Below are 20,970 nucleotides of genomic sequence, written 5' to 3'. Positions count from 1 at the left end.
CAGGGGAGCGGGGACCGGTCGGCTTCACGTGTTCCAGGGTAGTCGCGGTGGCTGAGAGGACTGTCCCGCGTCGTTCCAGGAAACTAGTCGGGTGGGGCCGGGGCACGGGCGAATCAGCAATTGGTCGCACGGGGCTGCTCAGCGCGGTCGGCGACGCTCATGGAGCCGGGCGAGATACTCGTTGTAGGCGTCGAGGTCGTCGTCGCCGTGTACGTCGGCGTATCGGTCGTGTGCGCGGGCGCGAGCGGTGTCCTCGCGGAACCAGCGGTGCATGATGTACAGCACCATGAGCAGCGTGGGCGCCTCCCCGTATGACCAGGCGAGGGCGCCCGCCACGCGCTGGTCCTCGAGCGGGTCGAGGCCGAGTGCGGCGGTGGGCTGGACGAAGGTGCCGATCATGAGTGTGTCGCTCATCATGATGAAGACGCCGAAGAAGGCATGGAGTGCCGCCTCGGCGAACAGATCGAGTGCTCGGGCCCCGTAGCCCATCCGCGCGGGCACGGGGTCGTCGGCGAGGACGGGGATCGTGAACAGCATCCCGGTGAGGAAGAAGCCGATCTCCAACGTCTGGTGGCCGCCGGGAAGGCGCAGGATCGGGTCGGCGAGGTTCCCCAGGTAGAGGCCATAGAACGCCAGCAGGTACAGCGGGAGCGCTACCGCGGGGCTCAACGCCCAGCGGGCCGCCCGGCTGCGCAGCGCCCCGTGGGCGAGACGCAGCACTGCACGTCCGAGACCCCAGTGCGGCGTGGCGCGCAACAGCAGCGTCCCGGGTGAACCGAGGACGAGCAGGGGTGGGATCGCCATCATCAGAGTGAGTTGCTGGAACATGAACACGGAGAACTGCGCATATCCGTAGCTCTCCACGCCGAGCCCCATGATGATGACCAGCGCCGCACAGCCGGCGAGGAAGCAGAACGTGCGCGAGACCGGCCAGCGTCGCCCCTGCCGCCACAGCCGCATGGCGCCGGCAAGGTACGCGATGGCGAGCAGGATCCCCAGTGCAGCCAGCGGCGATGCTGGGTACGGCCCAGGGACGAGGTACTCGAGCAATCCCGGCGGCGGCAGGGTCGGTGTGCTGTCCATCGCGAGGTCAGGACGGGCGCGGGATCTTGATGAGCGCGCCCGCGGTGAGGAATGTCACCGCCGCCACGGGCTGCGCAGCCGTCCACAACGGTCCCTCGAACGGGAACGGGTATGCGGGGTTCCATAGCACGGCGATGGCGGCGAACACGATGATCCACCACCACTGGCGCGCTTGGAATGCGAACCACGCAGTGATCATCGCGAAGATCGCCACGATGAACAGCACGATCGTCGCCCACTCGCCGCCGAGCAGCAGCGGGGCGAGGAACAGTGTCGGCGCGGCGATCAGGCTCGGGGCAAGCGCGTTGCGCTGATACTGCGAGGGCGTCCGGGGGCGTTGGTTCATGATTCTCCGTTCTGAGCCGCGGGTATGTCGGATGCGGCTGGCACGCGCTCCGGTGCCGCGCTTTCGCGCCTGCGTTCGCGGAGGTTGGCGAGCACAAAGATCGCGACGCCGATGCCGAGCGCGACATCGGTGAGATTGCCGATGAACAGCTCACCGTAGGCCAGGAAATCGGTGACGTGCCCCTGCCCGAATGAGGGCGGAGCGAACAGCCGATCGACCAGGTTCCCGAGCGCGCCGCCCAGGATGAGCGCCAGCCCGACCAAGCGTGCCATGGTCCGCGAGCGCCAGAGGGCGGCGCAGGCGGCGACAATGAATATGACGCCGACGAGCGTGAACAGCCAGGTCCGGTTTGCGCCGAGCGACAGCACTGCGCCGGGGTTGTATGCGAGTTGCAGCCCCAACAGGTCTCCGAGCAGCGGAATCCGCCCGAGACCAGTCAGCTCCGCGATGGCGAGCGCTTTGCTCACCTGATCGATCACCAGCACGGCCGCTGCGACCGAGCACGCCATCGCGAGCCGCAGGAGGTGCTCATGCCTCATCGGAGCCCCGCATGTCTCGGCGCTTCCGGTCCCGTCGCATCATCAGGACCATCCCGGCGACGGGGGCGATGATCGCGATCGGAAACATGACGCCGATGAACGGCAGGAAGATCCCGTCTGCTTGCGGGGCCGTGCCGGCTTCATAATCGGATGGAGCTTCGTCGGGGTGTGGCGATGGCGCCGCGTCCGATGTCGGATCCGGGGACGGTGCAGTCGTGTTCAGCGCAGGATCGATAGTGAACGTGTACTCACCTTCGGTCAACTCGCCGCGGTCGGAGGTGAGCTGCCAGCGCACGCCGTACTGGCCGGGTGCCGCGGTCGCTGCCAGATGCTGTGTGGCACTGGCGCCGTTGAAGCTGACCTCGTCCACGACGACGTTCTCTCCAGACGGGGCGATCACTTCGATGAGCACCACATCGCTACCGGGGCGCAGCTTCTCGTCGAAAGTCAGGGTCATCTCGTCCGGCCCCGTGGCTGTGACGGAATCGGCTGCGGGGTAAGACGAGATGAGGTCCTCGGCGGCGAGCGCCGACGTCGACGGGCCTAGCGCCAGGCCGATCGTCGCGACGGCGACCGCGATCGCTGCCCTGGTGGTTCGCCGTGGCCTCGGAGGGCGACGCGCCTCGGAGCGGGCCGGTTCGGGTGTGTTTGTCATGTCGTCTTCCTTCACGGGCGGTTGGCGATGTGTCGGGCGATCGTCGCGGCGTCTCGCCAGACGCCGTCCAGGTTCTCGGAGCCTGGATGCCCGTAGCCCGGCATGCCTGCGACGAACAGGCCGGGCACGCTCGTCCGCGTCCGGCCGAGCGGAGCGTCGCGGACCTCAGTGGGCAGCCAGTCGTCGCCCGGGAGGAATCCGGTGGCGAGAATCACCGACGCCGGTGCAAGGCGACGCCCGTCAGCGAGCGTCACGTCAGCATCGCTCGCCCCGACGACGGCGGGAACGACGTCGATGCCGTCGCGCTGAAGTTGCGCATAACTGTCGCCGAACAACGGCTCGGGTCGAATACTGCCGAGCCTCTTCCGGGACCCGGCGGCCCGCGGGAAGGTGGCGACGTGCCGGTAGCGGCGCGGGTTGCGCACGGCGAGGGTGACGCGGTGCGTCCCGCTCAGCTCCCGAGCGATCTGCGCGCCCGCGTTGCCTCCGCCGACGATCAGCACGTCGCCGGGCGGCACATCCGCCGCGGATCTGTAGGCGCTGCTGTGCATCAAGCGGCCGGGTGGTGCGATGTCTCCTGCCCAGGCGGGCAAGCGTGGTCGGCTGTTCGCGCCGGTGGCGCATACGACGTTGCGGGTCTGCACGCTCCCGGCGCTGGTCTCCAGCAGGAGGGTCGCGCTCGAGCCCAGGCGGCGCACGCCGGTTGCGCGCACACCCCACACGGGCGCGATGCCGAGGTGCTTCTCGACCGCGCTCAGGTAGGCCGCGACCTCGCGTGCCCGCGGCCGGGACTGCGGCTCACCGGGGAACGACAGCGCTGGCAGCGTGCTGTGGCGGACGTCGCTGAGCAGCGTCAGGGACGTCCATCTGGTTTCCCAGCTTCGCACGCCTGGAGATTGATCGACGACGACGAAATCGCGTTGCGGGCTGAGGCCACGTGAAATGAGGGCGGCGGCGACAGCAAGGCCGGCTTGACCGGCGCCGACGATGATCGCACGGCGGTGCGACAAGCCGATCCTCACGCTCGTCCCGCTCATACGATCAGGAGGATCACAGCGACGAAGGACCAGACCAACGCGACGGCGAGGCACACCACCAATACGGCGGCGGCGATCAGACCAGCCTTCTGAGAGGCTTTCACAACAGGGCTCCCAAGCATCCAGAACTCACGACACGTCAGCACCGACGTGCCCCTCGGCAGGGCGCGCCGGATCACCGCCCCTCAGGCGGTGCCGTGAGTCAGGTCCGAGAGACGGACAGCTCGGAAAGTGTCAACGTCGTACGTTGACGCGCCATGGCAGGCCTCATCGGGCGTCTCCAGACGCGTCGGTATCCGACTGCCAACACCCCGGGCAGGTGCCTGCCGCGCAACCGAAGGAAGGACAAGACGAGCAGCAGGCCGCAGAACGCCCCGAGTAGGCAAGCAGCGAGGCCGAAACCAGCGGCGCCGCTCGCATCCGCCACAACCGCCGCATCTTCCGCCGCAATGACGGATGCCTCAGCCGCGACTTCCGTCGCCGCATTGTCTGGCGCAGTCTCGGGGTCGAGATGGGTCGCACCCCACGCACCGAGCAACAGCAGCAAAACCAGCACGACGCTCGTGATGATTCTCGTTATCGTGAGCCGCTCACTCAGAACCGCACTGGGGCGGGGCGGGGCGGGGCGAGACATCCCGCTCACTATAGAACGGCGGTCTTTGGATCGCCCGGGAACCGATGGCGTCGAGCCCGCTCGATGCGGTGCTCACGCGTGCTTGATCGTGTCGGCTTCGTAGTCGCTGATGTGTTCGGTCTCGATCTGGAATGTCGAGTGGGGCACCGACACCTCGAAGTGCTCTGCAACGCACGCCTTGACCTCCCGGAGCACCTCGGCGGCGTGCCCGTCGGTGAAGCAAGTGTCTTCAACGACAACGTGCGCTGTGAGCGTCGGCAGTCCGGTGGCGACCGTCGAGGCATGCACGTCATGGACATCTTTGACGTGATCAAGCTCGAGGATATGCTCACGCACCTTTTCCAGGTCCAGGCCTTTGGGTGTGAACTCCATCAGCACGCCGGCCGTCTCGCGCATCAAGGTCAATGCACGTGGCACGATCAGCGCCGCGATGAACAGGCCGGCGAGGGCGTCGGCCCGTTGGAAGCCGGTGGTGACGATCACGATCGCCGCGACGATCACTCCGAGGGATCCGAGCGCGTCATTGAGGACCTCCAGGAACGCGGCGCGCATGTTGAAGTTCGCCCCGCGGCTCGACGAGAGGATGAGGATCGCGACAATGTTCGCTGTCAGCCCGACGATGCCGAACACAAGCAGCTCAGTGGCGGGGACCTCCGGGGGCTCAAAAAGGCGCTTGACGCCTTCGATCGCGGTGTACAGCCCGACACCCAGCAAGAGGGTGGCCTGGCCGAGCGCCGCCATCACCTCGATGCGTCGGAACCCCCAGGTGCGCGTGGATGTCGCGGGCCGCAACATCAAGGTCGCCGCGACGAGGGCCACCAGCAAGCCGGACGCGTCGGTCAGCGCATGGGCGGTGTCCGTGAGCAACGCCAGGCTGCCTGTGACGATCGACCCGACGGCCTGTGCGACCACGATGAACGCGGTGATGCCGAACGCCGTCCAGAGCTTCCGGCGGTGGTCGCCCGGGCGTCCCGCGCTCTCCGCTGCGGTCGGTCCGTGGTCGTGTCCCGCGCCCATCAAAGATCACCTTCCGCATCAGCCGGGTCCCGGCGGCGCAGGTGCGCGCACAACTCCGCTTTGGTTCCCGTCGTTTCGAGCAAGTCTTCGGCCGCAGCGATCAGATGCGAGATCGCCGCTGGCTCTGAAAGCGAGTACCAGGACGATCGGCCGTCCGGGCGCACGTCGACGAGGCGGCATTCCAACAGGAAGCTCAGGTGCTTGCTGACGGTCGACTGCGCCAGACCAATGTGATCGACCAGATCGCGCACGCGGTGCTCGCCGCGTGCGAGGTGCTGCAGGACCGCCAGCCGGGCGGGCTCCCCGAGCGCTTGGAACAGGTGCGCATAAACCGCGGTTGCCTCTTCGTCCAACCGAGGCGGCTCGACATCGATCATCGTCATGTGACGATGATGACGCTCATCTGCGATGAGTTCTAGTGAGGAGACGTTCTTGAGAGCGATAACCAGTGGCGGGTTCAGAGCGGGACGAGAGTACGCTAACTCTCGTCCCGCTCGAGTCCGTTCGGCTCAGCGAGCAACCCCGGCGCCGGTATGCGAGACCGGCACCGTCACAGGCCCCGAGGCGTCAGCCGCGGGGCTCGTGGCTTTTGGGACCCGGTCGACCGCAACGCTCGCGAACTTGAGCGATGCGCCGACGTTGTCGGCGATGATGTCGCGAGTTTCGCGGGCCTGGCCCGTCTCCTTGTCGGTGTAGGTGCCGAAGCGGAGGTCGCCGGCGACGATCACCGAGTCGCCCTTGCGGAGCGAATTGGCGACGTGCCGGGACTGCTGATTGAACACGACGACGCGGTGGAACACCGTGCCCGCGTCCTCCCACCGGTTCGTCGTCTCGTTGAGGCGACGGTCGTTGACGGCGACGGTGAACCGGGCGTACTCGTTGCCCGACTCGCCGGCGCCATGCTCGGGGTCACCGGTGAGGTTGCCCTCGATGGTGACCGGGATCTTGGTCGTCATCCTGCTCCCTTTCCTTGATGAGACACGGCGGTGTCTCGGCCGGCGTGGGTCTCGGTGATCCACGCGTCCCATTCCGCTTCGTCGGTCGCGGCATCCCACGAGCGGGGCTTGAGTTCGAAGTGACCGCTCGCGCATCCGGCCCCGGCGTTCTGAAGGCGGGGGCGCGCGAGCGCGAGGCGTTCGTGCCATCCGATCGGCCCGAAGCCGCTGTCGCTGTCGTCGAAGGCCGCAAGGTGCGCGACGTGGAGGGCGGAGAGTTCCTCGACGAGCGCGCCGTGCTTCCACCAACAGTCGGGAACCACACTGACCGGCACGGTGTAGCGCACCGTGAACCATTCGACCCACTCGCGTAGCGCCATCCACTCGGCTCGGACCTGCTCCGGCGGCAGGTGCCGCCAGTCGACCGGGTGTGAGCCGAGAGGATCAGTGCCGTGCCCGAGCCGCGGAAGCCCTGCGAGCTCCGCGGCGATGAGGCCCTCGATGTCCCCGGGATCGAACGCGCTCACGAGGTCGCCTCCCTGTTCTGCAGCTTGATCCTGAGGCGCTCCAGCGCGATCGCCGATGCGACGCGACGGGCCCGGTGATAGGCGAGCACGCGGTCGCGGTCGATGAGTCGGTGGAGAAGGTCGTGGCAGTACGGATGCAACGGCACGAGGTCGTCGTGACGCTCGAACGCCCGCCACGCGCCGCTCGCGAAGCGAACGCCCGCGTAGTCGAGGTGGTGCAGCTCGAGCTGTTCGGGGGTCGCGGGGTGTCCGCATCCCGCGCAAAGTAGCGACCGACGCATCCGCTCCTGCCTGCGGAACCAGCGCGCGCGTCGCGCGAACCACGCGGGCGAGCGGAGGAAGTCCGCCCGGTACGAGTTGCGGGCGCCGGTCTTCCGGCGATTGCTCACGGCTCGCTCACCGCCTCCGGATCCGCCTCCGGATCCGCCTCCGGTTCCGGGGCCGGTACAGGTTCCGGGCTGGGGATTGGGCTCCTCGCCTCGGCGAAGACTCCCTGTTGCTCGGCCTCGGTGGACCGCTTCCCCGCCTGGATGTCGCGCGCATCGCGCCGCTCGTCCCACCCGCTGAGGTCGAGCAGCACGCCGCGCCGGTTGCGGTAGGCCAGCAGACCGACGTTCTGCGGCATCCGTCGGATCTCGTCGACTGACATGAGTGCGAGTCGTTCGTGGTGTTCGCTCGTGGAGTGCCCTGCTTCTCGCGTCGACCACGATCGCTGAGTCCGTCGCGTCTGCCGAGTTCCGAGCAGGGCCTCGACATCGCGTAGGTGGTTCACGTGCGAGGCGCCGCCGAGCAACACCTTCGCCGTCGCGGCCGCCCAGATTGTGTCGGCCTCGGCACGCGACCATGACGTCTCTGCCTGCGAGAGCGCCTGCAGCACGACGAACGTGCAGATCCCGCGGCCACCGCCGTCCGCCATGATCCGCGGGAGGTTGCCCCACCGGAACATGTTCACGATCTCGTCCAGGATCAGCCCGAGCGGATGCTGCAACCGAGACCCCGGCGATGCCAGGGCGCGAATGCGCGCGACCTCGACGATGTCGTCGAGCATCGCGCCGAGGAAACCGCCCATCGCCGATGCTCCCGAGGCCGACCCGATCAGGTAGAGCGTGTTCGCGCCGTCGAGGAACGCGCGCGGATCGAAGACCGGCTCTCCAGGCCGTGGCATGAGTGCATCGCGGATCTTCGGGACGGCGAGCGGTGCGACGGCGCCCTGTACGCCGAACCAGATCGACGAGACGAGCTTGTCGTCCGAAGCGAGGGTCGCTTCGAGGTTGTCGCCCCAGCCAGGGGCGCCGTCCGAACGGAGGATCGAGACAGCTGACCTGCGCGCGAGGATCGGACTTGTGCCCCAGTTGTAGAGGTCTTCGATCGAGCAGTTGCCGACGGCCGCCGCATGCAGAAGACGCCCGAGGACGACCCCGGATGCCTGTGCCCACTCGCCATTGGTGTTCGAGGCGCCGAGCGCGGTGCCGGTGATGACCGCGGCGCCGCGCTGCATGGCGACCAGGGGGTCCTCGCACCCTGCGATCGGAGAGACGCGAAGCGGATGCCGCGCGCCGGAGAGTCCCTGCGGGTCGAACACGTGCACCTGCCCGCGGCGCTCGCGCATCCGGAGCGTCGCGGTGAGGTTGTCGTTCGTGGTCGACGTCGTGATGAGCGGCCCCGACCAGTCGAGGATCGCCGAGATCAGTACGCGGTATCCCTTTCCCGAGCGCGGCGGGCCCTCGAGCGCGACAGAGTCCTCGATGGACACGAAGACGTCCATCCCGCGGGAGCTTCCGACCCGCCAGCCCACATCGGTGGCGCGGGGCCGGCTGATGTCGGGCCGGAGTTGCCTCGCTCGCTTCAGTACCGCCTTCGCTGAGAGGTGCTTGCGGATCTCCGATGCCTCGGCGAACCCGGGACGGCTCCGGAGGTCGGTGATGAACGATTGGTCCGACTGGCGATAGCGGCGGTACGTGACCCACGCCCACGTGGCCAAACCCACGACGAGGAAGACAACCACGAGGTCGACGAGTCGGATCGCGAGAACAGGAAGCTCGCATCCGGCGATCGGTAGATACCCATCGGGATCGCCGGTGATCCCGAGCCAGAGCCCGGAGAACAACGATGCTGGCTCTGGCGGCACCCCACATGCGACGCGGACGATAGCTTCGGTGAGCGCGGCGAAGGCGATGCTGAGGACGACGACGACAGCAATCGCCACCGCGACGGCCTTGCCGAGTATTCCGTTCATCCCGTGTCCCCTCAGAACCCGCTCGCGACGGCGGCCGCGACGCGCAGCCAAGCATCTTGCGTCGCCCGCCGGAGGCTGTCGAACCGCAGGGGGCCGGACTTCAGGGCCGGGTCGAACGGGATCCGCAGAACCTCGCGCACGGTGCCACGAAACCCGTCCGCGACGCGCTCTGCGGCGGCAGGCCCCCTCGGCTCTGACTCGGTCACCACCACGATCGCGCTGTCCGCGAGATCCCGGGACCGCTCGTCGCGCTCGCGAAGTGCGTCGAGCAGCAGCGCAGCGGACTCCGCCGGCTCGGGGGCGGCGAGCGTCGGAATCACGAGCTGATACGACGAGTCGACCATCCGCAGCCATCGCTCGGCCGACTCGTCGTTACCGGAGTCGAAGAACACGAGTCGGTAATAGCGGGCCGCAACCGACATAAGGGTGTCGAACTCCGTCCGTTCGATTCGCTGGTGCGTGGCGAGCAACTCGGGATTCGATCGGAGGACGTCGTAGCGGTCGACACGCTGATGATGCACGAACCGGGCGATGCCCGAGATCTCGGCGGTCGGCGCGAGAAGCTGAGATGCGGCGGGCAGCAGGTCCCGAACCGTGGTGTCGTAGAGGCCCTGCTCGGTGCGCCACCCCAGGGTGCCGCGCGTGTCGTTGTTGTCCCACGCCAGCACATTTCCGCCACCATGACGTGCGAATACGGCGGCGAGCATCGCCGTCGTCATCGTCTTGCCGACGCCGCCTTTGCCGTTCACGACGGCCGCAGTCCGGCACCCCGCCCAGTGCTGCGATACGAGGCGCTCGCCGGCGAGGCGCTCAGCCTGGGCGCGCGATGGACCGAGCCCTATCTTCGCGAGCAGCGCTCGCCCGCCCAGAGAGAGTACCGATGTGTCGGCATCCTCGATGAAGGATCGCCGAGTCGGGGGCGCCGGAGCGAGCGGCTCAGGGGCAGGGGCCTCAGCCAATCCGAGCGCCTCCTGCTCCTGAGCCGGGGTGCCCACCTCCTTTCCCTCTGAGGCTTCGGTGAACCTAACCGGCTCGGGCGACCTGGCCCGGTGAATCCCGCCGTCCGAGTCGATGAGTATCCGGTGTTCGCCGTGATCGCCGAACGTTACGAGCTCGACGGCGGTGGCTGCCTGCCTCGCCTCGGCGGCAGCACGCTGCACGATCACCTGTCGGATGTCCTCGCCCGCGGGGGCGGAGAGCGGCTCGCCCACCCCCTCGGGCGTTGTGAAGATCGCGGTCGGTCCCGTGACCGACGCGTACACGCGAAGGGCGATGTCAACGCTCATCACTGGACTCCTTCCATGCCGGCGACAGCCAGCCGTCGATGCCAATGTCGGAGAGGGGAGGCTCAGGCCAGACGTGGTCGAGCGCATCGAGGTCGAGGGGCGTCAGCATCCCGTCGACGTCCTGCTCGGGATGCACGGCAGAGTCGGTCGCGAACAGCTCGAACTCCCACGGGGTCGAGGTTGCGAAGCAGTCGACCGCGTACGCGTACTGGCCCACGTAGGCGAGGAACACGCCCATGCGCAGGCGTCGAGCGTCTTCCGCGTGCGTCGCGGGAATGTTGAGGCGTTCGCGGAGCGCAGACGCCTCCTGGTGATTAACGCGGAAGATGAACTTGTTCTCGATGTCTCCGACGATCGAGTAGGCGAGGTTGCGCTCCTTCGAGCCGGCGTCGCCCACCGCATCCAGGTCGCCCATCTTGTGCAGGATGATGACATTGCTGATGCCGTAGTGGCGCGAGAGCTTGAGCCACTGCTGGAACATCTGGAGCGCGCTCAGTGACGTCATGTCGCGCCAGCCCTCCTCGCGGATCAGGTACCGGGTTCGCTTGGCGGAGCGGTCGGAGACGACCGCCTGGATCCATGCCGTCGTGCACACCTGTGTGAGCTGTGCGACCAGCTCGCTTCGCGCGAACAGCTCGCTCGTGTCGACGACGACGATGGGCGCATCGGTGTCGAACGCGACGGTCGACTCGTCCTCGAACAGCCCGGATAGGTCGCCCTCGACGAAGCGGCGCAGAACGAAACGCGGCTGAACCGCGCCGTCCGAGAGTCGGAAGTCGGTGCCGGAGTCTTCGATGATCGCGCCGAGGTGCTCGTACACCGCTCGTAGCGTGGGGCGGTCACCGGTCGAGCGGATGCTGCGCTCGAGTGCATCGTGTATCGCGGCGTGCTCGACCGCGGTGAGCCTCGTGGAACCGAGTGCCATCTCGATAAGGGACACGAGCGTCGTGATGCGGCGTTGGCGCACCATCTTCTCGTCCTGCTCGTCGTCGGAATCCGCGCGCCGCGGCCCGCGGTCGAGGGGGTTGAGTCGCGCGGTGCTCCCACCACCGATGCGGATGATCACCCCGCCCGCCACCGCCTCCGCGACGGCGACCCACTCGCCCTTTGGGTCGGAGGGGATCACCGCCTGATGACCGAATGCGAGGGACCGGATCACGAGCGTCTTGACGGTGGCGGACTTCCCGGCTCGGTACGCGCCGAGCACCAGCAGGTTGGTCGAGAACGTGCCGCGGTCGGTCGCGTCGGCATATGCCTCCCACGGCGAGAAGTGCCAGAGGGCATCCGCGTTGAGGTCGACACCGAGAATCGGTCCTCGGTGCCCGAGGCCGGCATCCGCGACGAATGGGTAGATCCCCGAGATCTGACGCGATGTCGCCTGATGAGCCGGGATGCGGGGGCGCGCGAGATTCCAGTAGCCGCCCTGCACGAGGCCCGGGCCGAAGGCGCCCCGGACCGCGGGCTCCGGCAACGCTCGCTCGCGCCGACTGGGCTTTGGCTGCTCGGCGTGGCTCGTTGTGCGGGCGACCTCGCGCCGTAGCTCGCGCCGCTCACGCTTCGAGAGACCGTCCGGTTCGAAGACTGCGACGTAGCGGACCATCACTTCATCCCCAGCCCGAGTGGCAGGGCGTTGACCATCAGTGCCTCTGCCTGCTGGCAGTACAGGGTCTGCGGTTCCATGCCGGCGCGCGCGAGAGCGTTGCGCATGCCCGCGATCGCCTGGTCGAGCTGCTGCTCATCACGTGCCGTCACGGTGAGGTACGCGCCGTACCGGAACTCGCCGTGACCCGCGACGATCTCCTCCTCCTGCCGTTCAAGGGCCTCCCAGTCCGCGGCGTCGGCGGCCGATCCGTCGACGCCCCGCTTCGCGCGAAGCTTCTCGTTCCCGCGCCAGACCTTCTTGTCGTCCTCGATGCGGCGCATCGCCTTCCTGACGGAGACCGGCGTGAGGACGATCGACAGGATGTGCGTGATCGCCTCGCCGGTCGAGGGCATGCGTGCGAACACGATCGGCTCGACGAACCCGATGGCCGCATCCGACCGCGGCCACTCGTGGATCCACATAGTGGTGTGCACGCCCGAGTCGGAATAGACGATGCCGTTCGCCCCGCGCGGTTCTTCCAGGTACATCGGACCGATCGCGATCGGGTCGACGCCCGCGCTTCGCTCATCGCGGTTCTGGACGTTGGCGGCGAACTCGGGGTCGAACCCGACGCGGGCGAGAGCCGCGACGTCCCGCGCCGCCAGCCACCGCCGCACGTGGATGCGCGCGGCGCTCAACGCATCGGCCAGGTTCCGGGCTTCGAGGTGCGCGAGCGCCTTGACCGCATCCTCGCCCCCGCCGAGCGCCTTGAGCTGCGGGGCGAGGGCGACGAGGTCGAGCGTGAACGTCAGGTAGTTGCGGTGTGATACGGCGAACGACTCCGACCTGTTGATCACGTCGTCGTAATTACGAGCGACGGGGGACGCGGCGTCCACCCCGCGGCGGGGACTGACGGACTCGTAGTGGTCGCGTGCGGCTCGGATCGTCGTCGGAATCGTGCGCTCCTGCAGCACGGCCCGCTTGATCCCAGGGCGCTGCGTAAACGAGGCCAGCACCGGAGACCACTGCTGGGCCAGGTCGTATCGCTCCGCGACGTCCTTCATGAGGAACCCCTGCACCTCGACCTCGGCGGTCACCGAGACGGCCCGGTCATGCGGGTTATACACGCACGCGACCCCGTCGACATCCCAGAGCTGGATCGAGGCGCGGATACCGGGGAGGTTCAGTGTTCCAGCGAACTGCGCACGCTCAGGCCGGTAGACGTGCCGCGTCGCACCGACCATGTGTCGCACCTGCTTCATGAGCCAGAGACCCGCCTGCCGCGGAGCGGAATCGCCGTGGAGCGTGATGAATGCGAACACGCCGATCGGCAGGTACACCGGCGCGGCGAAGAGCAGGCCGGGAGGGCCGAAGCGGTTGACGCCGACGAGCAACGTGACGGCGGCGACCGTGAGGCACGTCAGCTGCCACGCATCCATCCCCATCACGACGCCTTGCCGGGATCGCCGCGGCAGCCGGATAGGACGGTCGAGGTTCTGAGTCGCCATCATCGCGGTGTCCTCCCGGTGTGAGTGCGCGGCGCCGCCGCCGCTGGCGCAGTCGTTTGCGGTGATGTAGTCGGCGTTGCCCCGGGGGCACCTGTCGGCTTCGTGGAGGTTGTCTCGCCGTTCTGACCGGCAGGCGATCGCTGGGGCGTTTCAGAGGATGGGCCACGTCCCGCCGGCGGAGCGCCCTTCGGGGGGCCGTGGCGCCCAGCGCCAGCCCCGGCGCCTGCGGGTATCGCGGCGATGCGGCTCGGCACCCGGGCTACCGATCGTGCGGCGTTCGACGCGGCGCGTCCTGCGCCCGATCCGATCCGAGAGCCGACCGAGTCCGCCGCAACGGCCCCGATGAAGCTGAACAGACCGAACACAGCGAACGGCGCGAAAGCCACGAGCACGAGACCGATCAGAAGTGGCCACGACTGCGGGTCCCAGATCGTCCGTACGTTTGCGAGGCCGTTGATGATGAGCGTGACGAAGCCAATCGTGAGCGGGCCAGTGAGCAGAAGCACGACGACGGCCGACACATAGCGCACCACCCACTGCGGCCCGACGGCGCGCGCCGGGTACAGCATCCATGCGATTGGACCCACCGCGATCAAGGCCGCGAGCACGATGTTGCGGAACGCGAACACGAGCATGAGGAGCAGCATCCCGATCATCAGCAAGCCGTGGATGACGAAGGCGAAGAAGTAGTTTGCCTGCCCGCCGGCCCACATCACGGACTGCAGCGTCGCGAACAACCCATAGGGGCCGTCGCGGTTCATGACGTACCAGGTGAGGTCGTCGATGGCGTTCAGCACGTGACCGGTCGCCCAGAGCGTGAGCGCGGTGGCGGGCACCGCTATGAAGCTCCGGATGACCGCGCCGACGAGTTCGGCTCGGTCGCCGGAGATGACGGCAGCCGCGATCGCCCACACCATCGCGCCGAACAAGACTGCGAGCACGGCCCACTGCCAGAACGACCACTCGCCGGTCGATGCCGTCCACAGGACCGACGATGTGTCGAAACGCATGTTCTGCGCGACCGTGAACATCATCGCGGTGGCGGAAAGGGCCATCCCGCGCCCCGCGTTCTCGAACGTGACGCACACCACGTCACCAATCGAGCATCCGTACTCGACGAGCAGAGGCTTGCCCCCGCTCGTTTTGATCGCCGACACGTGCCGCTCGTCGGTCGTGCACACGGTTGCCTTGGCGCCGTCGACGAACACGTTGATGAAGCACTGCTGAGGCTTGATGTCGGCGGTGCTCTGCGGCGTGCAGGAGATCTGCGCGTCGACGCGGTAGCAGTCGACGGGGAAGGCGGGAGACGACCACGGCTCGCCCGTCACCGGGGCCGCGTTGGCTGCCGTGGGCGCCGCCTCGACGGATGCCGCGGCTGCGTTGGCTGGCGCGAGCGCGGCGAAGGCGAGGCCGGCTCCCACCGCCGCCCCAATAAGCACAGCACGCAGCCGAGACATCAGAACCCGAAGTCGAAGTTGACGAACCACTGGAACAGGCCGCTTGCAGCGCCCAGCACGGCGGCGGCGATGAAGATCCACAGGATGTTCTCGCCCGCCCACGTGCGCACGCGGTCCGATGCGAGGCCACGGAACGCGAGCGCGGCGCCCGCGATGATCAGCATGATGAGGACGACGATCATCGCCCCGGCAAGGATGTAGGACGCGACGACCTGGAAGCCCTGGAAGAAGGGCGCCGAGAAATCGGGCTCGATGTCGGGGACGTCGACGTCGGCCGGGGTGGAGAGTGTGACTCGCATGACTAGCTCCCTCGATTGATCACTTGAGCTGAAGGCCGAGTGCGGCCATGAACGGTTGCGGATCGATGGCGGCTCCGTCTCGCTGCACCTCGAAATGCAGGTGGCAGCCGAACGAGCGTCCGGTGTTGCCTTCCGACCCGATCGGGGCGCCGGCCGCGACGGTCGCGCCAACTGACGCGCGGAGGGAACCCCACTGCATGTGGCCGTAGAGCGTCACGAGCCCGCCGCCGTGGTCGATGCGGACGGCGTTCCCGTACCCCTGATACGAACCGGCGGTGATCACTTCGCCGGGGCCGGCCGCGTACACCGTCGCGCCGCAGCTCTGGGCCATGTCGTAACCCTGGTGGTCGATCGAGCAGTAGCTGCATCCGATCACCGGGTTGAAACCGAAGCCTCGTCCTTTGAAGTAGCCGCCGGCGAGCGGGTATGCCCACTCGCTGTTGGTGATGAGTGCCGGCCGACGCTCGACAGTCGTGGCAACCGACTGTCCCGCGACCGCGAACGGAACGGCGATGAGCGGTGTGGCCAGCAGTGCTGCGAAAAGCGCGAGAAGGAGAATCGCCCCTGTCACGATCTTGCGCCCGGTCCTCGTGTTCGCGAGGGCTGCAGCGGCAGCGACCGGGGCGCCCATGTCAGGGCTCCAATGATCCTGAGAAGTAGCGGACGACCTTGCAGTCGCCGGGCTGCTGCGCGCTCTCGCGCGTCGGGATCGAGCCCGCGCCGCACAGCACCTGGACGCTCACGCGCACGGTCTCGTCGTACGATGTCTCGCTCCCGGAACCGTCGGACCGGGTGAAGGTCAGCACCACGTCGGCGGTGCCGATGCGCATGTCACCGGATGCGTCTTCCGGAACGTCGTCGTAGGTGATCTCGCCCGGCACCTCGGCTGTCACCCGCCCTTCCTCGTTCGCGAGCGAGTTCCACTCGTCCTCGGGGAGCACGACGCCCTGGCGCAGTTCGAGCTGCGAGGCGTGCATATCTTCTTCGCGGTCCTCCTCGGATGTGTAGCGGGTATCGGGCGTGAACCATGTGTCGAGGTATGCCAGCCACTCCGGTCGGGTGCTCAGCCGGGTGTCGAATGTGGCCGCCGCCGCCAGTGCCGCGCGTACGTAGGTCTCAGGTTCGGTCGTGATCGGCTCGGGTGCCCAGCCCTTCTCGGACGCGCTCTCGTCGACGTAATCGCCGGTGGGAGGCGCCGTCGCGGGCGGGGCGGACGTCTCGCCGGGGCCGCCGCTCGGAGAGGGGTCGGCGGTTGGCGCCTGTGCTGTGACGGCCGAAAGGATGATCGTTCCGACGGCTGCGACGACGATGATGCCGCCGACGATGGCCCAGACGAGGCCTCGGCGCGCGGGAGTTCGGGGGTGTGACATCAGTTGCCTCCACCGCTTCCCTCGGGTCCTCCTGGCCTTGACATGAGTGAAGCATATAACACTACACTCGCGAAGGGGAAGCACTTTTCGCTTCCGTTCGATGGACGAGTGAATCTCGCCTGCGTCAGACTGGGGCGGTGCCCCGTTACACCCGCCCCGCGAACAGTGATTACGCGGAGGATCCGATCAAGGCTCTCGGGAACATGATGCAGGCGACCATCATTGGTCATCTGCGGAAGAACCCTGGCCAGACCAGGGGCGAGATCGCCGACGCGCTCGAGATTCCAGCACTGACCGTTTACAACGGGCTCGAGAGGCTGCTCGACGCGGGCTTGATCATCGCGGATCCGCCGCGTGACGTCGCGACGCGCGGACAGCGCGTGCGGTACATCGTGGATGACGCGCAGGTCACCGAGATGGTGATGCGACTGGAGCAGGTGCTGGGCGAGTTCTAGCCGGTTCGCGTGATCTTGGCCGCGTTGGTCTGGCATGCGGTCGTCTGGCATGTCGACCCCTCTCGGCGATGTCGTCCATCCACCGCTCGCGTTGAGCATGCTCAAACGTGGGCGCGACTCAGCCTTGCACTCGAGCCGGGTCCGCGCAACGGTTGAGTTGAGCATGCCCAACACGTAGCGTGAGCATTCACGTGGGGGACGTTGGGCGTGCTCAACGGTTGTGACCGAGCCTTACCCGAAGGCGGAGGATGGTCAGGGGAACATGACAGAGGATGAAAGCAAAGCAGCGGCGGAGGACCTGGCGAGGCGGTTGCGACTGCTGCTCGACGTCGCCATTGCCGAGACGGGATCGGAGCCGACCTACTCCCAGATCGCCGCGTTCGCGCGCGATCGGGGCGTCAACCTGTCCCGGTCTCGGTGGACGTACATGGTCAATGGGCACCGGTACGTGCAAGACCGCCCGCTCTTCGAAGTGCTTGCTGAGTTCTTCGACGTCGACGCTTCGTTCATTGCCGAGGGGGGCGACGCGCCGATGCCGGCAAAGGTCAGGGCGCAGCTTGACCTCGTCCGATCGATGCGGGCAGCGAAGGTGAAGTCGTATGCGGCGCGAACTCTCGGCGACATCTCCCCGGAGGCGCTTGAGGCGATCAGCCGATTCCTCGACAAGGAAGTGGCGAACAGATAGCGGCTGGCCCGCCGCATGCGTGCGCCGCGACGGGTCGGATGGTACGGAGGGAAATGGAACCGTGAACATCGAAGCGACCGTGTCGACGGCCATGGCGGAACTCGGGCTCGGCGAGGTCTTCTCCTTCGACGATCTCGTCGGCGCGTTGCAGCGACGCAGACAGCGCCCGATTCGGATCGTCGAGCTCACGAACCTGAGCGACCAGGACGGCATCTGCGCGTTGTGGTTGATGACGGACACGGAGGATCTCGTCCTTCACGCGCGAAGTGAGTCGGCGTTGCATCGGCAGCAGTTCGTGCTCCACGAGCTCGCGCACATCATGCTCGAGCACGACCAACGCGACGAGGCGACCACGCCCGATTTGCTGCTGCCCGACATTCCTGAATCCGCTCGCCAGCGTCTGCTCCGCCGCCAGGACCTCGTGACGGACGACGAGATCGTGGCGGAGGCGCTCGCGGATCATCTCGCTGGTGCGATCCGTGGTTCGGCTCTCCACCACTCTCGCTATCTGGAGATCTTCGGGTGATCCCGATCGCGGCCTCCGCCCTGATGTGGCTGCTCGTTGCGAGCCTGCTCATCCTGCGGCGGGGCCGAGCGGATCGCAGCATCATGTACTCCGCGGTGACGATCGCGGTCGCAATGACGTTCAATGTCGACACCACCTACCGGTGGGCCGACGCGGTGCTCGGTGGCACGAACATCGTCACGCTGCTTGCCGACCTCACATTGATGGTGGGCGTCTTCTTCCTTGGGCGCGGAGTGGCGAAGGCGATGCAGTACCAGTCGCGAGTCGCCCAGATTGCACTCGGCCTTCCAGTGCTGGCGGGCGCAGTCGTCGGCGCCGTCACAGCCTTCGCGTTCATCGACCGGGGTGAGACAACGACGACGTTCATGCTGGACCTCGGGGCGCAGCCGGCCGCCGCGACGTACTCGATCATCCAGTTCACCTACGACGGCGTCGTGCTGACCGCCATGGCGGCTGCCGCGTCTCGTCAGATCGGGCGAAGTCGCGGCGCGGAGCGCCTGCCAGCGGTCTCGGTGCTGGTGGGGAGCCTCACCGGCGTCACTCTCTCCCTTGTGGTCATCGCCATGGATCTCGCGCACATCATCGGGAACCTGACGCTCATGGACGGGCTCAGCGCCGCCTACGATCCGCTCTTCCTGGCGACGTTCCTGTTCCTCTGCCTCGGGCTCGGTGCTCAGCCCGCGTTGCGCTGGGCGCGTGCCCGATCCCGTGGCGAGAAGACTCGTGCGCTCCTCGCCCAGGTCACGCCGACCTGGGAGCGAGCGATCGACGTGCGACCAGGCTTGAGTCAGCTTGAGCCGTCGTTCCATCGTGAAGACGACGAGACGCGGCTGCATCGTCAGATCGTCGAAGTTCGGGATGCCGTCATCGATCCGCGCGTCACCTTCACGTTGAGCGATGCTGAGCGAGTGGCTGTGGAGAGCGCGGAGGCGCACCTGATGACCGGCGACGTCGCGCGTTCGCCGGATGCTGATGCTCGGCCCGCTGATGTTCCCGATGTGGGACGTCCGAAGGAGGCGCATTGAGAGGGCTCGCGCTCGCCGCCGCGGCTCTCGGGGCCGTCGCGACTGCCGCAGCCGGTGTGGGCTTCGTGATCGCGCGGCGACTGACGGCACCGCCCGGCGGACGTGTGTACGACCTGGTCATGCGCGACGTGGTTCGGCACGCGGATCAGGATGCGGTGGAACTCGATCGCACCCCGCGGACCGAGGCGCCCGGGCGGTACAACCTCTGGCTCGAGGACGGCGGGTGGGTGCGACTCGGCGCCGTGATCGATGAGCAGGCCTCAACGGTGACTCGCGTCGTTCTCGAGGTCGCGTCCGGCACCGAGCTGTGTGCGGGAGTGCGGGCGTCGTGGAGCGGCATCTACTACCGCAACCCTGCGGACGCAGCGCTGGATGCTGTCGATGTCGTGGTGGATACGCCTGTCGGACCGGCTCCCGCATGGCTCATCCACCCCTCTGACGGCCCGAGCGATGAGTGGGCGATCCACATCCACGGGCTCGGAAGTCCGCGGGCCGGCACGCTGCGGGGCGTGCTGGTGGCTGCGGATGCTGGGCTGACCTCACTGGTCGTCTCGTACCGCAACGACGGCGAAGGGCCGCGCGTGGGCTCCGGGCGGTCGACACTCGGCGCGACGGAAACCGACGACGTCCGTTCCGCCGTCAGGTACGCGCTCGCCCACGGCGCCCGTCGCGTTGTGCTGTTCGGATGGTCCATGGGCGCGGCGATCGCGCTCCAACTCGCTGCGGACCCGGAGTTCGACGGGGTCATCGACAGCCTGATCCTCGACTCGCCGGTACTCGACTGGGTGGCGACGGTTGATGCGAACTGCGCTCGTGCGGGGCTTCCGTCATGGGTTGGTGCGTTCGCGCGGCCGTGGCTGCGGTATCGACTTCTCGCCCGGTTGATCGGGCTGGACGCAGCCGTCCCTCTGCGGAGTTTCAACTGGGTCGCCCGCGCCGAGAAGCTCGCCATCCCGCTGGTCATCCTCCACGGGTTGAAGGATTCATCGGCTCCGCACGCGGTGGCGCGTCACCTGGCAATCCTCCGGCCCGACCTCGTCCAGCTCGAGAACTTTGTGTCGGATCACACGTTGAACTGGAACTCCGACCCGGGCCGGTGGCAGATGATCGCGCGCGGACGGATCTCCTAGCAGCCCTTTCTATGCCGAAGAACGCCTGGCTGCCCGGTCACTTTCTCGAGGGGCTAGTAATAGAGAGCGTGGCGGACGTTTGTCTTCCGTACCTGTACCGGCAGCAACCACCCACCGACGCGAGCCCGGCGGGCGCTCACTAATGGAGGATCACCGTGAAGTCGAACCCCACCCCCGAAGACCCTCTCGCGCAGCGTCGGGAGTATCTCGTTCAAGAAGTCACCGACTTCATCCGGCGAACGGGCACGAATGAGCGCAAGACTCGCATGGAAGTTTGAATCGGCCTGGGTTTCGTTCCGTTCTTGAAGCAAGGATGGAACGCGATGAACCGGAAGTACTCTCCCGAGATGCGCGAGCGCGCGCTGCGGATGCTCGATGAGGCCAAGGCMTCCGGTGAGCACTCGAATCTGATGTCTGCGGTGCGGCATGTGGCCGGTCTCCTCGGCATGAGCGCGGAGACGCTGCGGGTGTGGCATCGTCGTCGGGAGGTCGACGCGGGCGCGAAGCCCGGTGTCCCGAGCGATGTCGCGGAGGAGAACAAGCGCCTGCGCCGCGAGGTGGCCGAGCTGCGGAAAGCGAATGAGATCCTCAAAGCCGCGAGCGTGTTTTTCGCGAAGGAGCTCGACCGGCCCTGACCG

General features: G+C 67.5%; 24 protein-coding genes. 6 read left to right on the top strand and 18 right to left on the bottom strand.

Annotated elements, in window-relative coordinates; all coding sequences use genetic code 11:
- Window positions 1–138 precede the first annotated feature (138 nt).
- From B5M43_RS13260 to B5M43_RS13175, 18 genes are all read right to left on the bottom strand, one after another.
- Window positions 139–1,050 carry a cytochrome c oxidase assembly protein gene (locus B5M43_RS13260; protein ID WP_230668141.1) on the bottom strand — a complete coding sequence of 304 codons (912 nt, stop codon included), beginning with the start codon at window positions 1,048–1,050 and terminating at the stop codon, window positions 139–141.
- Window positions 1,051–1,090: 40 nt separating this feature from the next.
- On the bottom strand, window positions 1,091–1,429 hold the full coding sequence (locus B5M43_RS13255; RefSeq protein WP_134746307.1) for a DUF6804 family protein: 339 nt from the start codon (window positions 1,427–1,429) through the stop codon (window positions 1,091–1,093).
- Window positions 1,426–1,968 (bottom strand): signal peptidase II, encoded by a 543-nt coding sequence (locus B5M43_RS13250; RefSeq protein WP_067028599.1) that lies wholly within the window; start codon window positions 1,966–1,968, stop codon window positions 1,426–1,428. Before B5M43_RS13250 ends, B5M43_RS13255 begins: the two co-directional genes overlap by 4 nt.
- Window positions 1,958–2,638, bottom strand: coding sequence for a copper resistance CopC family protein (locus B5M43_RS13245; protein WP_067028596.1), 681 nt, complete (start codon window positions 2,636–2,638; stop codon window positions 1,958–1,960). Before B5M43_RS13245 ends, B5M43_RS13250 begins: the two co-directional genes overlap by 11 nt.
- Entirely contained in the window at window positions 2,635–3,633 is a 999-nt protein-coding gene (locus B5M43_RS13240) for an NAD(P)/FAD-dependent oxidoreductase (RefSeq protein ID WP_230668139.1), read from the bottom strand. The genes B5M43_RS13245 and B5M43_RS13240 overlap by 4 nt, the downstream gene beginning before the upstream one ends.
- Window positions 3,634–4,366: 733 nt before the next feature.
- Window positions 4,367–5,311, bottom strand: coding sequence for a cation diffusion facilitator family transporter (locus B5M43_RS13235; protein ID WP_134746310.1), 945 nt, complete (start codon window positions 5,309–5,311; stop codon window positions 4,367–4,369).
- Window positions 5,311–5,694: a helix-turn-helix transcriptional regulator gene (locus B5M43_RS13230; RefSeq protein ID WP_067028583.1), complete on the bottom strand. Its 384-nt coding sequence runs from the start codon at window positions 5,692–5,694 to the stop codon at window positions 5,311–5,313. Before B5M43_RS13230 ends, B5M43_RS13235 begins: the two co-directional genes overlap by 1 nt.
- Before the next feature lie 126 nt (window positions 5,695–5,820).
- The gene (locus B5M43_RS13225; protein ID WP_162303958.1) at window positions 5,821–6,267 is read right to left on the bottom strand and encodes a single-stranded DNA-binding protein; all 447 of its coding nucleotides are present in this window, start codon (window positions 6,265–6,267) and stop codon (window positions 5,821–5,823) included.
- Entirely contained in the window at window positions 6,264–6,773 is a 510-nt protein-coding gene (locus tag B5M43_RS13220) for a hypothetical protein (protein WP_162303959.1), read from the bottom strand. Before B5M43_RS13220 ends, B5M43_RS13225 begins: the two co-directional genes overlap by 4 nt.
- The gene (locus B5M43_RS13215) at window positions 6,770–7,162 is read right to left on the bottom strand and encodes a hypothetical protein (RefSeq protein ID WP_067028575.1); all 393 of its coding nucleotides are present in this window, start codon (window positions 7,160–7,162) and stop codon (window positions 6,770–6,772) included. Before B5M43_RS13215 ends, B5M43_RS13220 begins: the two co-directional genes overlap by 4 nt.
- The gene (locus B5M43_RS13210) at window positions 7,159–9,060 is read right to left on the bottom strand and encodes a type IV secretory system conjugative DNA transfer family protein (RefSeq protein WP_230668137.1); all 1,902 of its coding nucleotides are present in this window, start codon (window positions 9,058–9,060) and stop codon (window positions 7,159–7,161) included. Before B5M43_RS13210 ends, B5M43_RS13215 begins: the two co-directional genes overlap by 4 nt.
- Window positions 9,021–10,295, bottom strand: coding sequence for a ParA family protein (locus B5M43_RS13205; protein ID WP_230668134.1), 1,275 nt, complete (start codon window positions 10,293–10,295; stop codon window positions 9,021–9,023). The genes B5M43_RS13210 and B5M43_RS13205 overlap by 40 nt, the downstream gene beginning before the upstream one ends.
- Window positions 10,285–11,766 carry a hypothetical protein gene (locus tag B5M43_RS13200; RefSeq protein ID WP_134746314.1) on the bottom strand — a complete coding sequence of 494 codons (1,482 nt, stop codon included), beginning with the start codon at window positions 11,764–11,766 and terminating at the stop codon, window positions 10,285–10,287. The genes B5M43_RS13205 and B5M43_RS13200 overlap by 11 nt, the downstream gene beginning before the upstream one ends.
- 128 nt (window positions 11,767–11,894) lie before the next feature.
- The gene (locus B5M43_RS13195) at window positions 11,895–13,388 is read right to left on the bottom strand and encodes an SCO6880 family protein (protein WP_134746316.1); all 1,494 of its coding nucleotides are present in this window, start codon (window positions 13,386–13,388) and stop codon (window positions 11,895–11,897) included.
- Complete coding sequence (locus B5M43_RS13190) at window positions 13,385–14,842, bottom strand: hypothetical protein (protein ID WP_134746318.1); 1,458 nt, start codon at window positions 14,840–14,842, stop codon at window positions 13,385–13,387. Before B5M43_RS13190 ends, B5M43_RS13195 begins: the two co-directional genes overlap by 4 nt.
- Window positions 14,842–15,141 (bottom strand): hypothetical protein, encoded by a 300-nt coding sequence (locus B5M43_RS13185; protein WP_067028789.1) that lies wholly within the window; start codon window positions 15,139–15,141, stop codon window positions 14,842–14,844. Before B5M43_RS13185 ends, B5M43_RS13190 begins: the two co-directional genes overlap by 1 nt.
- A gap of 19 nt (window positions 15,142–15,160) precedes the next feature.
- Entirely contained in the window at window positions 15,161–15,772 is a 612-nt protein-coding gene (locus B5M43_RS13180) for a M23 family metallopeptidase (RefSeq protein ID WP_067028787.1), read from the bottom strand.
- A gap of 1 nt (window position 15,773) precedes the next feature.
- On the bottom strand, window positions 15,774–16,511 hold the full coding sequence (locus tag B5M43_RS13175) for a hypothetical protein (RefSeq protein WP_067028783.1): 738 nt from the start codon (window positions 16,509–16,511) through the stop codon (window positions 15,774–15,776).
- Between the two features lie 203 nt (window positions 16,512–16,714).
- Between B5M43_RS13175 and B5M43_RS13170 the strand changes: the two genes are divergently transcribed.
- The 6 genes from B5M43_RS13170 (at window position 16,715) to B5M43_RS13145 (ending at window position 20,967) form a co-directional block, all read left to right on the top strand.
- Complete coding sequence (locus B5M43_RS13170; RefSeq protein ID WP_134746320.1) at window positions 16,715–16,966, top strand: helix-turn-helix domain-containing protein; 252 nt, start codon at window positions 16,715–16,717, stop codon at window positions 16,964–16,966.
- Window positions 16,967–17,186: 220 nt separating this feature from the next.
- On the top strand, window positions 17,187–17,651 hold the full coding sequence (locus tag B5M43_RS13165) for a hypothetical protein (protein ID WP_230668132.1): 465 nt from the start codon (window positions 17,187–17,189) through the stop codon (window positions 17,649–17,651).
- 61 nt (window positions 17,652–17,712) lie between these two features.
- The gene (locus tag B5M43_RS13160; protein ID WP_067028777.1) at window positions 17,713–18,177 is read left to right on the top strand and encodes a hypothetical protein; all 465 of its coding nucleotides are present in this window, start codon (window positions 17,713–17,715) and stop codon (window positions 18,175–18,177) included.
- The gene (locus B5M43_RS13155; protein ID WP_205829522.1) at window positions 18,174–19,202 is read left to right on the top strand and encodes a hypothetical protein; all 1,029 of its coding nucleotides are present in this window, start codon (window positions 18,174–18,176) and stop codon (window positions 19,200–19,202) included. Before B5M43_RS13160 ends, B5M43_RS13155 begins: the two co-directional genes overlap by 4 nt.
- 56 nt (window positions 19,203–19,258) lie before the next feature.
- On the top strand, window positions 19,259–20,332 hold the full coding sequence (locus B5M43_RS13150; RefSeq protein WP_230668129.1) for a S9 family peptidase: 1,074 nt from the start codon (window positions 19,259–19,261) through the stop codon (window positions 20,330–20,332).
- 323 nt (window positions 20,333–20,655) lie between these two features.
- A complete protein-coding gene (locus B5M43_RS13145) occupies window positions 20,656–20,967 on the top strand; it encodes a transposase (protein ID WP_230640390.1) in 312 nt (103 codons plus the stop codon).
- Window positions 20,968–20,970: the final 3 nt, after the last annotated feature.

Source organism: Microbacterium sp. MEC084 (assembly GCF_004514465.2).
Lineage (GTDB): Bacteria > Actinomycetota > Actinomycetes > Actinomycetales > Microbacteriaceae > Microbacterium.
The sequence above is the reverse complement of the archived record's forward strand: the minus strand, read 5'-3'. Positions and strand labels throughout refer to the sequence as shown.